This window comes from Magnetospirillum sp. 15-1 (genome assembly GCF_900184795.1).
Taxonomy (GTDB): domain Bacteria; phylum Pseudomonadota; class Alphaproteobacteria; order Rhodospirillales; family Magnetospirillaceae; genus Phaeospirillum.
The window spans coordinates 489807-502738 of sequence record NZ_FXXN01000025.1; the positions used below are offsets into that span (position 1 = coordinate 489807).

Here is a 12932-nt window from a genome sequence, read left to right on the forward strand (position 1 = left end):
AGGCGACGCGGGGCAAGGGGATGCTGACCCCCCTCACCTTTTTTGTTTGAGCGAGGCCAGAACGGCGAAGGGATTCGCCTTGGGTTCCGGGGCCTCGACCTTGTCTTCGGGCGGGGCGAACTCCGCGCCCGCGGCCCGCGGAAACGGGTCGATTCCCAGCGCCAGATGCTCCACCATCACCGCCCCCAGGTCAATGGCGCCGTCGATGATGGGGTCGGGGGGATCGGCCTCGTGAAAGTCGACCTCGATTTCCTCGCTCTCGTCCTCGGCCTCATCCTCGGGCGGGCCGAAGGTGAGGGAAATCTCTTCGTCCACCACCGTCTCCACCGGGGCCAGGGTAACCACACAGGACTGGGTTACCCGCGCCGTCAACCGGCCGTTGACGCGAATCAACCCGGTCTTTCCCATGGGATTAATCTGGAAATCGGCAGACATTTCAGAGATATCCCGCAGGTCGAGCCAGCGGGCGACCGCCTCGCGCTCGCCGGCCGAGGGCTCGACGCGGAGGCGGCATCCTCGGGCGGGAATCTTGTCCACCATCACGGAATGGGTGAAGGGCGCGGTCTCCTCGGTCATCATGAATCCCCCTCCGGTGCCGTGAACGACACCCGTCCCTCCAACAGGTCGCCGCTGGCTTGCCCGGCGAGATGGGCGGCCTGGGCCACCAGATAGGCCGCCACCTGCCGCACGGCGGCCGGGTCCACATCTCCCTCCACCGTGCCGTAGAGGTTGCGGCGCAGTGCCTCGGTCAGCCCGGCCCCATCCGCCGCCAAGGCATCGTCATAGGCGGCGACACGGCCATAGAAGGCGCGGGCCATCTGCTTGACCCGCTTGCCCACCGACATATCGCCGACGCCCATCTCCCGCAGGTTCTGGTCCATATCGGCGAACATCAGGTCGAACAGGGCCTGGGCCACCTCGCGGGCCGGCTCGCCCCCCTCCTCCGCCGTCACCTGACGCAGGCGACGCATGACCAGGAAGGCATGCAGGACGATCAGGTCGAAGCGTCCATCCAGGGTATCGGGAACGGCGAAGCGTACATAAAAGTCCGGCAGGCGGGCCTGATTGATCACCGTCACGTAGAGGTCGTGGGCGGTCTGCTCGCGGCGCCGGCGCTCGAAGAATTTGCGAAAAGGCATCTCTTGGTCCTGAAGCCTCGCCCCGGAAGGGCGACGGCGTTGACAAGGCGGCAATGGGGGGTGCAATGTTCCCCCCACATTGGCCCCCCTCACATTGGCTATGGGGCCGTCTGTCGTCAATGCCTCGGCGTCGTAGCGAATGAAAAAGACATCAGTTCCTTACCGTTCCCTGTTTACGGCGGCCGTGGTCATTACTTCTGCGGCCTGCACCCCTATCATCGAGGTTCGCGGCAACCAGCCGCCACCCGAGCAATTGGCCCAGGTCAAGATTGGCACCAGCACCCGTGAGGACGTGCAGGCCCTGCTGGGGACTCCGTCCAACGTCACTCCGTTCGGCGAGGAGACCTGGCACTACATCTCGGCCATCACCGAGCGCGAGGCGTTCTTCGAGCCGGTCGTCAAGGAGCGCAAGGTGGTCACCGTGGTGTTCGACCGCGCCGGTGCAGTGCGGGCCATCGACACTCGCGGTCTGGAGGACGGCAAGGACGTGGTCCCGGTGGGCCGCGAGACCCCTACCGCCGGCAAGGAACTGACCATCCTGCAGCAGCTGATGGGCAATGTGGGCCGTTTCGCCAAGTCTCCCGGAGCCGACAAGAAGTAGGCTCCCCGTTCGCGGCCCTGGCCACCTTCAGAATAAAAAAAACCCCGGTCGTTTCCGACCGGGGTTTTTCATTTCAGCCTGCTTATCCGATGGGCCGTTTGACCGGGCGGAAGTTTCCTTCCGCCCGGATCGGACCATTAGTGACCGGCGACCATGGCCAGCAGCAGGATGGCGACGATGTTGATGATCTTGATCATCGGGTTGACGGCGGGGCCGGCGGTGTCCTTGTAGGGATCGCCGACGGTGTCGCCGGTCACCGCCGCCTTGTGGGCGTCGGAACCCTTGCCACCATGATGGCCGTCTTCGATGTACTTCTTGGCGTTATCCCAAGCACCGCCGCCCGAGGTCATCGAGATGGCGACGAACAGGCCGGTGACGATGGTGCCCAGCAGCATGGCGCCCACGCAGGTGAAGGCGGCCTTCTGATCGGCGGCCATCAGGATGACGAAGTAGAGCACGATCGGCGACAACACGGGCAGCATCGAGGGGATGATCATCTCCTTGATGGCGGCCTTGGTCAGCATGTCCACGGCACGACCGTAGTCGGGCTTGGCGGTGCCTTCCATGATGCCGGGGATTTCCTTGAACTGGCGGCGGACTTCCACCACCACCGAACCGGCGGCGCGACCCACCGCCTGCATGCCCATGGCACCGAACAGGTAGGGCAGCAGACCACCGAGGAACAGACCGACGACCACGAAGGGATCCTCGAGGCTGAACGTGATGTTCAGCTTGGGGAAGTAGTGGTGCAGGTCTTCGGTGTAGGCGGCGAACAGCACCAGCGAGGCCAGACCGGCCGAGCCGATGGCATAGCCCTTGGTGACGGCCTTGGTGGTGTTACCAACGGCGTCGAGAGCGTCGGTGGTCTTGCGGACCTCCTTGGGCAGCTCGGCCATTTCGGCGATGCCGCCGGCGTTGTCGGTCACCGGGCCGTAGGCGTCCAGGGCCACGATCATGCCGGCCAGGGCCAGCATGGTGGTCGCGGCCACCGAGATGCCGAACAGGCCGGCGATCTTGTACGACACGATGATGGCGACGGAGATCACGATCACCGGCAGGGCGCAGGCTTCCATGGAAACCGCCAGACCCTGGATGACGTTGGTACCGTGACCGGTGGTCGAGGCCTGGGCCACCGACTTGACCGGACGATAATCGGTACCGGTGTAGTACTCGGTGATCCACACCAGCAGGCCGGTGACGATCAGACCGATCAGGGCGCAGACGAAGAGGTCCATGCCGGTGATGGTCAGGGTGGCCGTCTGGAACTTGGCGGCGAAGCCACCCAGGTAGACGTTGATGATGACGGCGACGAAGATCGCCGACAGCACGGCCGTCACGATGACGCCTTTGTACAGCGCCTTCATGATGTTGTTGGTGGAGTCGAGCTTCACGAAGAAGGTGCCGACGATGGAGGCGAAGATGCACACGCCGCAGATGATCAGCGGCAGCATCATCATCTGCTCCTGGGCGACGCCAGTGAAGAAGATGGAGCCCAGCAGCATGGTGCCGACCACGGTCACCGCATAGGTCTCGAACAGGTCGGCGGCCATGCCGGCGCAATCGCCGACGTTGTCGCCCACGTTATCGGCGATCACGGCCGGGTTGCGGGGGTCATCCTCGGGGATACCCGCTTCGACCTTGCCCACCAGATCGGCACCCACGTCGGCGCCCTTGGTGAAGATGCCGCCGCCCAGACGGGCGAAGATGGAGATCAGCGAAGCGCCGAACGACAGGGCCACCAGGGCCTCGAGCAGACCGCGCGGATCGATGCCGACGTTCTTCAGGATCATGTAGTAGCCGGCAACGCCGATCAGGCCGAGACCGACCACCAGCAGACCGGTGATGGCGCCCGACTTGAAGGCCACGTCCAGGGCCTGCTGCATGCCACCCGAACGGGCAGCCTCGGCGGTGCGGACGTTGGCGCGAACGGAAACGTTCATGCCCACGTAACCGGCGACGCCCGAGAGCACAGCGCCGATGACGAAGCCGACGGCCTGATAGATGCCCAGGCGGGCGGCCAGGATGATGGCGACGACGACGCCGACCATGGCGATGGTGGTGTACTGCCGGTTCAGGTAGGCGGCAGCGCCTTCCTGCACGGCAGCGGCAATTTCCTGCATCCGGGCGGTGCCGGCCGAGGTCGCCATCACCGACTTGATGGCATAGACCCCGTACAGCAGCGCCAGAACGCCGCATGCGATCACGAAGAGGTAGGTCATTGTGGTTCGAGTCCCCTGATGAATCTTCTTGGCGCCGCCCTATCACCGAACGTCCGGTCGGGAGACCGGGTACGGAGAGGGCGACGGAAGCGTGGAGAAACTGCCAGAAGAACCGTGCTGATGCAATAAAATGCTCGCATCACGACGATATTCTGGAATTATTGCGATGAAATTTCATTGTCCAGGGCAATTTCGGCACCGGCCATCCATCTTTGCCGGGAGTCTCCCGCACCTTCGGGCAGGAACCGATCGCCTTTGGGACTAACCGAAGGGGTGGAGGCTATTTCAGGTTGGGGTTCTCGATGACCACATCCTTGACGTAGATTCCTCCCAGCGTCTTCTCGGCACTGATGGTCAGGCGGCGGCGGATGGCGGGAACGTCCAGCGGCTGGCCCTCCCTCACCGTGGCGCCCAGATAGGTGATCATCTCGGCCAGATAAGCGTTCTGCAGACGCGGCAAATTCTTGGCGACGATTTCCTTGTTCTTGGGATCCACCTCGAGACGGACGATCATTTCCGCCTGCTTCTTGACCTCGCGGTCCTGGATCACCGGCACGATCAGCAGGCCGAAATCCACGTAAACGGGCGGCGGCGGCGGAGGGGGAGCCGCGGGCTCCTTGCTCATCATGGGGGCGGTGATGCCCAGCTTGGCCAGCGGATCGACGCCCCAGAAATACAGGCCGCCGATGACCGCGCCGATCAGCATCAGCAACGCCACCACCAAGAAAATCAACCGAACCAAATACTGATCCCCCAGTTACGGGCCGCCGCCGAAATGGCGCCAGCCCCCCTGCCCCACGGCCAATTCCCGTCCGTCGGGGCCGGTCACCGTCACCTTGCCCGCCTCGCCCGCCACCATGGAGCCGATGGCGGTGAGCGCCACGTCCAGCTCCACCGACAGGCGGGCGATGTCCTCGGCCGCCTTGGGCGGCGCGGTGAACAGCACCTCGTAATCATCGCCTCCCGCCAGCACCGAGGCAAGCAGGGACTGGTCCGTGGCCAAGGCGGCCGCAGCGGCGGGCGACAGCGGCACCCGCCCCGCCCCGATGCCTGCCGCCAGGCCCGAGGCCCGGCACAGATGCCCCAAATCCTGGACCAGGCCGTCGGATACGTCCATTGCACCATGGGCCAAGCCCACCAGCCGGGAGCCGAGGCTGACCCGGGGCAGCGGCAAACGGTAGCGCCCGGCGAGAAACTCCCCATGGGCGGCGGACAGGCCCGGCAATTGCCCACGGATGGCCCGAAGCCCCAGGGCGCCGTCACCGATGCTGCCCGAGACCCAGATAGTGTCGCCGGCCTTGGCCCCGGCCCGCTTCAGCCCCCGCCCCGCCTCCACCCGCCCCAGGGCGGTCAGCGTCAGGGTCAGCGGCCCCGGCGTCGACACCGTGTCGCCACCGATCAGATGGATTCCGAATGCCCTGACATCCTCGGCCAGCCCGGCGCCGAAGGCGTGCAGCCAGTCGTGGGTCACGTTTTTCGGAAAAGCGGCGGACAGCATCAGCAGCCGGGGCTCGGCCCCCTTGGCCGCCAGATCGGAGAGATTGACCCGGATCAGCTTGCGCGCCACCGAACCCGGCGGGTCGTCGGGCAGGAAATGCACCCCGGCCACCATGGAATCCATGGTGGCGACGGTGTCGTAACCGGGGTCGGCCGGAATGAAAGCCGCGTCGTCGGTAAGCCCCAGGGCTCCGGGAAAGCCGGCGGCCAACGGCGCGAACAATTCGGCGATCAGTCCGAACTCGTCCGGCGCGCCGCCGTTCATGCTCAGCTCTCCATCCTAGGCGCCCTTGCCCATCTCGCCACCCCGAAGCGTCTGGGCCAGACAATCGAGCACGCCATTGACCAGCCCCGGTTCGGGGCCGGAATAAAAGGCGTGGGCCACGTCGACCCATTCCGAGATGCAGACGCGGGCCGGAGTCTGCGGCCGCGCCGACAATTCCCAGGCTCCGGCCCGGACGATGGCCCGCAGCACCGCTTCCAGGCGATCGACGGTCCAGTCGCCCGACAACGCCCGGCCCACATGCCCGTCGATGGCCTCCATCTGGGCGGAAACGCCGCGCACCACCTGATTGAGCAGCGACGAATCGGGGTCGGCCATGCGCCCCTTAGGCTCGGCGGCGCGACGGTCCTTGGCGTCCTGCAAGGCCCTTTCGGTATCCGTCCCGGTCATCTCCATCTGGTATAGGACCTGGACGGCAGCCAGCCGGGCGGCGCTGCGCCTGGCGACGGAGGGATTCGGCGTGCTCATAGGCCCAACTCGCGCTTGACGGCCATCATGCGCAGGCAGGCCCGCGCCGCCTGACCACCCAGATTCTTGCGTGCCGGATCGGAGCGCGCCAGGGCTTGGGCCTCGTTGTGGACGGTCAACACGCCGTTGCCCAGCGCCAGGTCATAGGCCATGGACAGATCGGCGATACCCCGCATGCACTCGGTGCCAACATGGTGATAGTGGTCGGACTCGCCCCGGATGGCGCAGCCCAGGGTGACGAAGCCGTCATAGCGGGCCTTGTCGTTGCCCTGCTCGGCGGCGGTCAGCACCAGCTTGAGCGTGGCGGGCAGTTCGAAGATGCCCGGCACCACCAGCAGGTCGTGGTCCACCCCGGTCTTGTCGAATTCGGCCCGCGCCCCGGCCAGCAGGCCGTCGGCTATGTGGTCGTAGAAGCGGGCCTCGATGATGAGAACCTTCGCCATGGAATTGTCTCCTTACATGGCCCTCAGGCGCCGGGCGCTTCGCTTGGCTTTCGCGGCATAAGCCGCGGCGCCCCTTGGGCTTGCCTCCTCGTTCCAGCCCCGCAAACGGGGCCGGCCTTCGTCGGTGCTATTCTTCAGCCGACCGGAATCGGCCGCTGCTCCACCACCTTCATGCCATAGCCTTCCAGGCCGACGATGGAGCGCTTGGTGTTGGACAGCAGAATCATTTCATGCACGCCGAGATCGAGCAGAATCTGGGCGCCGACGCCGTAATCGCGCAGAGCCGGAGCCGGCGGGCGCCGCTCCAGATGGGCGCGGAGCATGTCGGACAGGCTGGTGGGGCGCGGCTCGCGGATCAGGACGATGACGCCCGAACCGTGGGCGGAGATCATTTTCATGGCGGAATGAAGCTCGCCGGCCTTGCCCGAACCCTGGTCGCCCAGCACGTCGTCGAGCACGTTGACGGCATGGACGCGCACCATCACCGGCCCCTCGGCCTGCAGGTCGCCCTTCACCAGGGCGATGTGTTCGGCATAGGCCACGGTGTTGGTGTAGACCATCATCTTCCAGTCGCCGCCCCACTTGGAATGGAACGGCGCCTCGACGTCGCGCGCCACGATCTTGTCGTTGCGGCGGCGATAGGCGATCAGGTCGGCGATGGTGGCGATCTTCAAGCCGTGATGCTGGGCGAATTTCACCAGATCCGGCATGCGGGCCATGGTGCCGTCGTCGTTCATGATCTCGCAGATCACCCCCGACGGGTTGAGCCCGGCCAGCCGGGAAATATCCACCGCCGCCTCGGTGTGGCCGGCGCGCACCAGCACGCCGCCGTCCCGGGCCATCAGCGGAAAGACGTGGCCCGGCGAGACGATGTCGTAGCGCCCCTTGTCGGTATCGATGGCCACCGCCACCGTCTTGGCCCGGTCGGCGGCGGAGATGCCGGTGGTGACGCCTTCCCGCGCCTCGATGGAGACGGTGAAGGCGGTCTCCATGCGGGTGCCGTTGTCGGCGCTCATGGGCTTGAGGCCCAGATGCTCGCAACGCCCGCGGGTCAGCGACAGGCAAATCAGGCCACGGCCGTAGCGGGCCATGAAATTGATGGAGTCGGCATTGGCCATCTCGGCGGGGATGACCAGATCGCCCTCGTTCTCGCGGTCCTCGTCATCCACCAGGATGAACATGCGGCCCTGACGGGCCTCCTCGATGATCTCTTCGATGGACGACAGGTAGTCGTGGTATTCGGAAACCAAGGCGCTATTCCCTTTGCAAGAGGCGCGCAACATAGCGTGCCAGCATGTCGATTTCCATATTCACCTCGTCGCCGGGGCGATAGGTGCCGAAGGTGGTCACCGACTGGGTATGAGGAATGACATTGACCCCGAAGCGACGCCCATCAACCTCGTTGACGGTGAGCGATACGCCGTCCAGCGCCACCGAGCCCTTGGGGGCGACGAAGCAGGCCAGATCGACAGGAGTCTCGAAGGTGAAGCGGAGCGATTCGTTCTCGGGGCGGATGTCGACGACCTTGGCGACGCCGTCCACATGGCCGGAGACGATATGGCCGCCCAGTTCGTCGCCCACCTTCAGCGCCCGCTCCAGGTTGACCCTGGAGCCTTCCTTCCAGCCGCCCAGGGTGGTCTTGGACAGGGTTTCGGCCGAAGCCTCCACCGCATGCCAGTCCGGCCCGACCTCGATGATGGTCAGGCACACGCCGTTATGGGCGATGCTGGCCCCGATGGCGATGGTGCTGGTGTCGTAGCCGCTGGCGATCTCGAAGCGGGCCTCGCGCCCCTCGCCGCGAACGATACGGCGCACCTCGCCGAGATCGGTGACGATGCCGGTGAACATGGATGACCTCACTTAAATACCGGCGAGCCACCGAAGTGGCTCGCCTCATTACCCTCAAACGCCGGGCGCTTCGCTTGGTTTTCGCGCCATAAGGCGCGGCGGTATCAGAGACGAATATAGGTTTCCATCACGTCCTCGCCCAGCGGGCGGATCTCGACGCGTTCGAAATGGGGGGTCTGCACCAGATGGTCGATGCCGAACGACACGGCCGCCGGCAGACCGTCGCCGCCCATCAGGCGCGGCGCGCGGAACCACACCAGCCGGTCGACCAGATCGGCGCGCAGCAAAGCGGCGGACAGATGGGCGCCGCCCTCCACCAGAACACGGGTGACGCCGCTCTCGCCCAGGGCCTGCAAGGCCAATTCCAGATCGATGGCGCCATCGGGACCGGCCGCCACCTCGATCACGTCGACGCCGGAATCCTCGAAGGCCTCGCGACGATTGGCGTCGCAATCCTCCAGCGTCAGCAGCCAGGTGGGCACATCGTTGGCGGTGGAGACCAGCCGGCTGGTCAGCGGCAGGCGCAGGCGCCCGTCCACCACCACACGCACCGGCGAACGCTCCACCAGTCCGGGAAGACGGCAGGTCAGATCGGGGTCGTCGTACAGCGCGGTGCCGCTGCCCACCATGATGGCATCGGTCTCGGCACGCAGCAGATGGGCCGCCGCGCGGGCCGGCTCGCCGGTGATCCAGCGGCTTTCACCGGTATGGGTGGCGATGCGGCCGTCAAGCGTGGTGGCCAGTTTCAGGGTCACCAGCGGCCGGCCGGTATTGATGCGCAGGAAGAAACCGGCGTTCAGTTCGGAGGCCTCGGCGCGAAGAATCCCCTCGGTCACCGGAATGCCCGAGGCCCGCAGGCGGTCGACTCCCTTGCCGGCCACCCGGGAATCCGGGTCCTGCACCGCCACCACCACGCGGGACACCCCGGCGGCGATCAGGGCGTCGGCGCAAGGCGCCGTCTTGCCATGATGGGCGCAGGGTTCCAGGGTGACGTAGACGGTGGCGCCATTGGCCGCCTTGCCGGCCATGGCCAGCGCCTCGGTCTCGGCATGGGGACGGCCGCCGGGCTGGGTCCAGCCGCGCCCGACCACCCGGTCGTCACGCACGATGACGCAACCCACCGCCGGATTGGGCCACACGGTGCCCAGGCCACGGCGGGCCAGCGCCAGGGCGGCCCGCATGTGGCCGAGGTCGATCTCGGCCTGGGTGCGATCAGTCGAGGCGTGGGACAACCATCTTCCCCAGGAAATCCTCGAAGTCCTTGGCTTCGCGGAAGTTGCGGTACACCGAGGCGTAACGGACATAGGCGACCTTGTCGAGGTCCATCAGCACCTCCATGACCAGTTCGCCGATGAACTTGGACGGAACCTCGTTCTCGCCCATGCTTTCCAGGCGGCGGTGGATGCCGTTGACGATACGCTCGATCTGCTCGTCGTCCACCGGACGCTTGCGCAGCGCTATACGCAGGGATTTGAGCACCTTGTCACGATCGAAGGGCGAGCGGGCGCCGTCCTTCTTGATCACCACCAGATCACGGATCTGCACCCGCTCGAAGGTGGTGAAACGCGAGCCGCATTCCGGGCAGGACCGGCGCCGCCGGATGGCCGAGTTGTCCTCGGTCGGCCGCGAGTCCTTCACCTGGGTATCGTCGTGACCGCAAAACGGACACCGCATGATCTTTCCCCCCGGGAAACCGGCGGAGGCTTCCCCTGCCCCCGCCCCTGTTCTTGGTCGATGGTCGCCTTACGAATAGATCGGGAAGCGCCGGCACAGTTCGGCCACCTCGGCGCGGGCACGGGCCTCCGCCACCGAGTTGTCCTCAGGGTTCGCGGCCAGACCGTCGAGCACGTCGCCGATCAGTTCGCCCACCTTCTTGAATTCCTCGACGCCGAAGCCCCGGGTGGTCGCCGCCGGGGTTCCCAGGCGAACGCCCGAGGTAATGGTCGGCTTCTCGGGGTCGAAGGGAATGCCGTTCTTGTTGCAGGTCATGCCGGCATGCTCGAGGCTGGCCTCGGCGGCCTTGCCGGTCAGCTTCTTGGGCCGCAGATCCACCAGCATCAGGTGGGAATCGGTGCCGCCCGACACGATGTCCAGGCCGCGCCGCACCAGGACGTCGGCCAGGGCACGGGCGTTGTCCACCACCTGCCTGGCATAAAGCTTGAACTCGGGGCGCAGCGCCTCGCCGAAGGCCACCGCCTTGCCGGCGATGACGTGCATCAGCGGGCCGCCCTGAATGCCCGGGAAGATGGCCGAGTTGATCTTCTTGCCGATATCGGCGTCGTTGGAGAGGATCATGCCGCCGCGCGGGCCGCGCAGGGTCTTGTGGGTGGTGGTGGTCACCACGTGGGCGTGGGGCAGCGGATTGGGATACACGCCGCCGGCCACCAGACCGGCGAAGTGTGCCATGTCCACCATGAAGAAGGCCCCGACCTCGTCGGCGATCTTGCGGAAGCGGGCGAAGTCGATGGTACGCGGATAGGCCGAGCCGCCGGCGATGATCAGCTTCGGCTTGTGGGTGCGGGCCAGTTCCTCCACCTCGGCGAAGTCGATCTGGGCATCCTGCTTGCGCACGCCGTACTGCACGGCCTTGAACCACTTGCCCGACTGGTTGGGGGCCGCGCCGTGGGTCAGGTGACCGCCGGCGGCGAGGCTCATGCCCATGATGGTGTCGCCGGGCTGCAAGAGCGCCATGAACACGCCCTGATTGGCCTGGGAACCCGAGCTGGGCTGCACGTTGGCGTAGGAGCAGCCGAAAATCTCGCAGGCGCGGGAAATGGCCAGGCTTTCCGCGATGTCCACGAACTCGCAACCGCCGTAATAGCGCTTGCCGGGATACCCCTCGGCGTACTTGTTGGTCAGCACCGAGCCCTGGGCCTCGAGCACGGCCCGCGAGACGATGTTCTCGGAGGCGATCAGCTCGATCTGGTCCTGCTGGCGCTTCAGTTCCTTGGTGATGGCCGCGAAGACCTCGGGATCACGCTCGGAAAGCGGAGTGCGGAAAAAGGCGTCGGTGGGTGCGCTGGACATCGGATCTCTTTCTGGCAGTCGGGTCGTGACGATGTAGGGGGCTCAGGACTGCCCGTCGCCGGACAGCTTGGAGACGCGCCGCGCATGACGGCCGCCCTCGAATTCGGTCTCGAGAAAAATTTTCAGGCAATCGCGCGCCACCTCGGGACCGGTGGTACGCCCGCCCATCACCAGGACGTTAGCGTCGTTGTGGCTCCGGCACATGCGCGCTCCGAAGGCATCGTGCACCAGGGCGGCGCGGACATGCTCGAAACGGTTGGCGGCGATGGAGATGCCGATACCGGTGCCGCACAGCAGCACGCCGCGCTGGGCCTTGCCGCTTTTCAGCGCGTCGGCCAGCTTCACGGCGAAATCGGGATAGTCCACCGAATCCGGCCCATCGGTGCCCAGGTCAAGCACCGACCAGCCGGAGGCGGCCAGATCCTTGACCAGCAATTCCTTCATCTCGATGCCGCCGTGATCGCAGGCAATGGCTATGGTTTTGGCACTCATCAGCAACCTACCCCGGCGATCCTTGTTTGCATGGGCTAGATACCATATGTCGGACCACCTTGCCAATGCGCCACAAGCTTATGGGGCATACCCGATCGCGACACCGAACCACCGCGGCGACGGCCAAAAAAGCATCACGAACAGGCCTTCCGGCAATAGAAGCCTGACCGCTTATACAGACCATCGGCGTAAACCCCCATACGTCGGGATAATCATTATTGCAGTTCACACCAACTCCAAGAACTCATTATTCATGTGGTTCAATTTCCAATTGACAGTGAAGTCCTGCCATGTCTTCATTGATTCAATTATGCCAACAAACTGTGGTCGGATAGCCAGATGAGCGACATCAACTCGGATAAGACCAATCGTGACGACCTGCTGCGCATGGCCGTCGATGTAGTCGCCGCCTATGTGGGTAAGAACCCGGTTCCGGCGGGGCAGTTGCCTGAACTGATCAATACGGTCTACGGATCGCTTTCATCCCTTGAAGGCGGCCAGCCGGAAGCAAAGTCCGAGGCTCCGAAACCCGCCATCGCCGTCAAGAAGTCGGTGACTCCCGACTACATCATCTGTCTCGAGGATGGCAAAAAGTTGAAGATGCTCAAGCGGCATCTGCGCACCACCTACAATATGACGCCGGACGAGTACCGGATGAAGTGGGGCCTGACCCCCGACTATCCCATGGTCGCCCCCAACTATGCCGCCCAGCGCTCGGACTTCGCCAAGAAGATCGGTCTGGGCCGCAAGGCCGGCGAAGCCACCGACAAGCCGGTCCGTCGCGGCCGCCGCTAAACGCGGACGGGCTGAAACTCGAACGGCGCGATGCCTCGGGCATCGCGCCGTTTTCGATTCCGGATTCGGTTCCGATGGCGAGATACGCCGGTCAACGTTTGCCGGGCGGCGGATACCGCT

The 12932-nt window shown here is 65.3% G+C and carries 15 protein-coding genes; 2 read left to right on the forward strand and 13 right to left on the reverse strand.

What is annotated here, in order from left to right; translation table 11 throughout:
- Window positions 1-33: 33 nt before the first annotated feature.
- Window positions 34-579 (reverse strand): DUF177 domain-containing protein, encoded by a 546-nt coding sequence (locus tag CP958_RS15315; protein WP_096702954.1) that lies wholly within the window; start codon window positions 577-579, stop codon window positions 34-36.
- Window positions 576-1139: a ubiquinol-cytochrome C chaperone family protein gene (locus tag CP958_RS15320; protein ID WP_096702956.1), complete on the reverse strand. Its 564-nt coding sequence runs from the start codon at window positions 1137-1139 to the stop codon at window positions 576-578. Before CP958_RS15320 ends, CP958_RS15315 begins: the two co-directional genes overlap by 4 nt.
- A gap of 139 nt (window positions 1140-1278) precedes the next feature.
- On the opposite strand from CP958_RS15320, the gene bamE reads away from it, so the two are divergent.
- Window positions 1279-1740 (forward strand): outer membrane protein assembly factor BamE, encoded by a 462-nt coding sequence (bamE, locus tag CP958_RS15325; RefSeq protein WP_096702958.1) that lies wholly within the window; start codon window positions 1279-1281, stop codon window positions 1738-1740.
- Between the two features lie 137 nt (window positions 1741-1877).
- Here the strand turns inward: bamE and CP958_RS15330 are convergent, their stop codons facing one another.
- The 11 genes from CP958_RS15330 to rpiB form a co-directional block, all read right to left on the reverse strand.
- A complete protein-coding gene (locus tag CP958_RS15330) occupies window positions 1878-3959 on the reverse strand; it encodes a sodium-translocating pyrophosphatase (RefSeq protein ID WP_096702960.1) in 2082 nt (693 codons plus the stop codon).
- Between the two features lie 280 nt (window positions 3960-4239).
- Complete coding sequence (locus tag CP958_RS15335) at window positions 4240-4701, reverse strand: flagellar basal body-associated protein FliL (protein ID WP_242442916.1); 462 nt, start codon at window positions 4699-4701, stop codon at window positions 4240-4242.
- A gap of 15 nt (window positions 4702-4716) precedes the next feature.
- Window positions 4717-5721 carry a thiamine-phosphate kinase gene (thiL, locus tag CP958_RS15340; RefSeq protein WP_096702964.1) on the reverse strand — a complete coding sequence of 335 codons (1005 nt, stop codon included), beginning with the start codon at window positions 5719-5721 and terminating at the stop codon, window positions 4717-4719.
- A 15-nt stretch (window positions 5722-5736) separates the two neighbouring features.
- The gene (nusB, locus tag CP958_RS15345; RefSeq protein ID WP_096702966.1) at window positions 5737-6207 is read right to left on the reverse strand and encodes a transcription antitermination factor NusB; all 471 of its coding nucleotides are present in this window, start codon (window positions 6205-6207) and stop codon (window positions 5737-5739) included.
- A complete protein-coding gene (gene ribH / locus CP958_RS15350) occupies window positions 6204-6650 on the reverse strand; it encodes a 6,7-dimethyl-8-ribityllumazine synthase (protein ID WP_096702968.1) in 447 nt (148 codons plus the stop codon). Before ribH ends, nusB begins: the two co-directional genes overlap by 4 nt.
- 134 nt (window positions 6651-6784) lie before the next feature.
- Window positions 6785-7933 carry a 3,4-dihydroxy-2-butanone-4-phosphate synthase gene (ribB, locus tag CP958_RS15355; protein ID WP_096702970.1) on the reverse strand — a complete coding sequence of 383 codons (1149 nt, stop codon included), beginning with the start codon at window positions 7931-7933 and terminating at the stop codon, window positions 6785-6787.
- Entirely contained in the window at window positions 7905-8498 is a 594-nt protein-coding gene (locus CP958_RS15360) for a riboflavin synthase (RefSeq protein WP_096702972.1), read from the reverse strand. Before CP958_RS15360 ends, ribB begins: the two co-directional genes overlap by 29 nt.
- 104 nt (window positions 8499-8602) lie before the next feature.
- Entirely contained in the window at window positions 8603-9679 is a 1077-nt protein-coding gene (gene ribD, locus CP958_RS15365) for a bifunctional diaminohydroxyphosphoribosylaminopyrimidine deaminase/5-amino-6-(5-phosphoribosylamino)uracil reductase RibD (RefSeq protein WP_096703097.1), read from the reverse strand.
- 31 nt (window positions 9680-9710) lie between these two features.
- The gene (gene nrdR, locus CP958_RS15370; RefSeq protein ID WP_096702974.1) at window positions 9711-10172 is read right to left on the reverse strand and encodes a transcriptional regulator NrdR; all 462 of its coding nucleotides are present in this window, start codon (window positions 10170-10172) and stop codon (window positions 9711-9713) included.
- Window positions 10173-10241: 69 nt separating this feature from the next.
- On the reverse strand, window positions 10242-11525 hold the full coding sequence (gene glyA / locus CP958_RS15375; protein ID WP_096702976.1) for a serine hydroxymethyltransferase: 1284 nt from the start codon (window positions 11523-11525) through the stop codon (window positions 10242-10244).
- Between the two features lie 42 nt (window positions 11526-11567).
- Window positions 11568-12017 carry a ribose 5-phosphate isomerase B gene (gene rpiB, locus CP958_RS15380; RefSeq protein WP_096702978.1) on the reverse strand — a complete coding sequence of 150 codons (450 nt, stop codon included), beginning with the start codon at window positions 12015-12017 and terminating at the stop codon, window positions 11568-11570.
- 339 nt (window positions 12018-12356) lie between these two features.
- Between rpiB and CP958_RS15385 the strand changes: the two genes are divergently transcribed.
- The gene (locus CP958_RS15385; protein WP_096702980.1) at window positions 12357-12812 is read left to right on the forward strand and encodes a MucR family transcriptional regulator; all 456 of its coding nucleotides are present in this window, start codon (window positions 12357-12359) and stop codon (window positions 12810-12812) included.
- Window positions 12813-12932: the final 120 nt, after the last annotated feature.

Bases quoted from the DNA above. Each gene is read 5' to 3' on its own strand.
- CP958_RS15320 (WP_096702956.1), bottom strand. From the start codon at position 1,139: ATGCCTTTTCGCAAATTCTTCGAGCGCCGGCGCCGCGAGCAGACCGCC.
- ribD (WP_096703097.1), bottom strand. From the start codon at position 9,679: ATGCGGGCCGCCCTGGCGCTGGCCCGCCGTGGCCTGGGCACCGTGTGG.
- glyA (WP_096702976.1), bottom strand. From the start codon at position 11,525: ATGTCCAGCGCACCCACCGACGCCTTTTTCCGCACTCCGCTTTCCGAG.
- bamE (WP_096702958.1), top strand. From the start codon at position 1,279: ATGAAAAAGACATCAGTTCCTTACCGTTCCCTGTTTACGGCGGCCGTG.
- CP958_RS15315 (WP_096702954.1), bottom strand. From the start codon at position 579: ATGATGACCGAGGAGACCGCGCCCTTCACCCATTCCGTGATGGTGGAC.
- nusB (WP_096702966.1), bottom strand. From the start codon at position 6,207: ATGAGCACGCCGAATCCCTCCGTCGCCAGGCGCAGCGCCGCCCGGCTG.
- nrdR (WP_096702974.1), bottom strand. From the start codon at position 10,172: ATGCGGTGTCCGTTTTGCGGTCACGACGATACCCAGGTGAAGGACTCG.
- rpiB (WP_096702978.1), bottom strand. From the start codon at position 12,017: ATGAGTGCCAAAACCATAGCCATTGCCTGCGATCACGGCGGCATCGAG.
- CP958_RS15360 (WP_096702972.1), bottom strand. From the start codon at position 8,498: ATGTTCACCGGCATCGTCACCGATCTCGGCGAGGTGCGCCGTATCGTT.
- ribH (WP_096702968.1), bottom strand. From the start codon at position 6,650: ATGGCGAAGGTTCTCATCATCGAGGCCCGCTTCTACGACCACATAGCC.
- ribB (WP_096702970.1), bottom strand. From the start codon at position 7,933: ATGTTGCGCGCCTCTTGCAAAGGGAATAGCGCCTTGGTTTCCGAATAC.
- CP958_RS15385 (WP_096702980.1), top strand. From the start codon at position 12,357: ATGAGCGACATCAACTCGGATAAGACCAATCGTGACGACCTGCTGCGC.
- CP958_RS15330 (WP_096702960.1), bottom strand. From the start codon at position 3,959: ATGACCTACCTCTTCGTGATCGCATGCGGCGTTCTGGCGCTGCTGTAC.
- thiL (WP_096702964.1), bottom strand. From the start codon at position 5,721: ATGAACGGCGGCGCGCCGGACGAGTTCGGACTGATCGCCGAATTGTTC.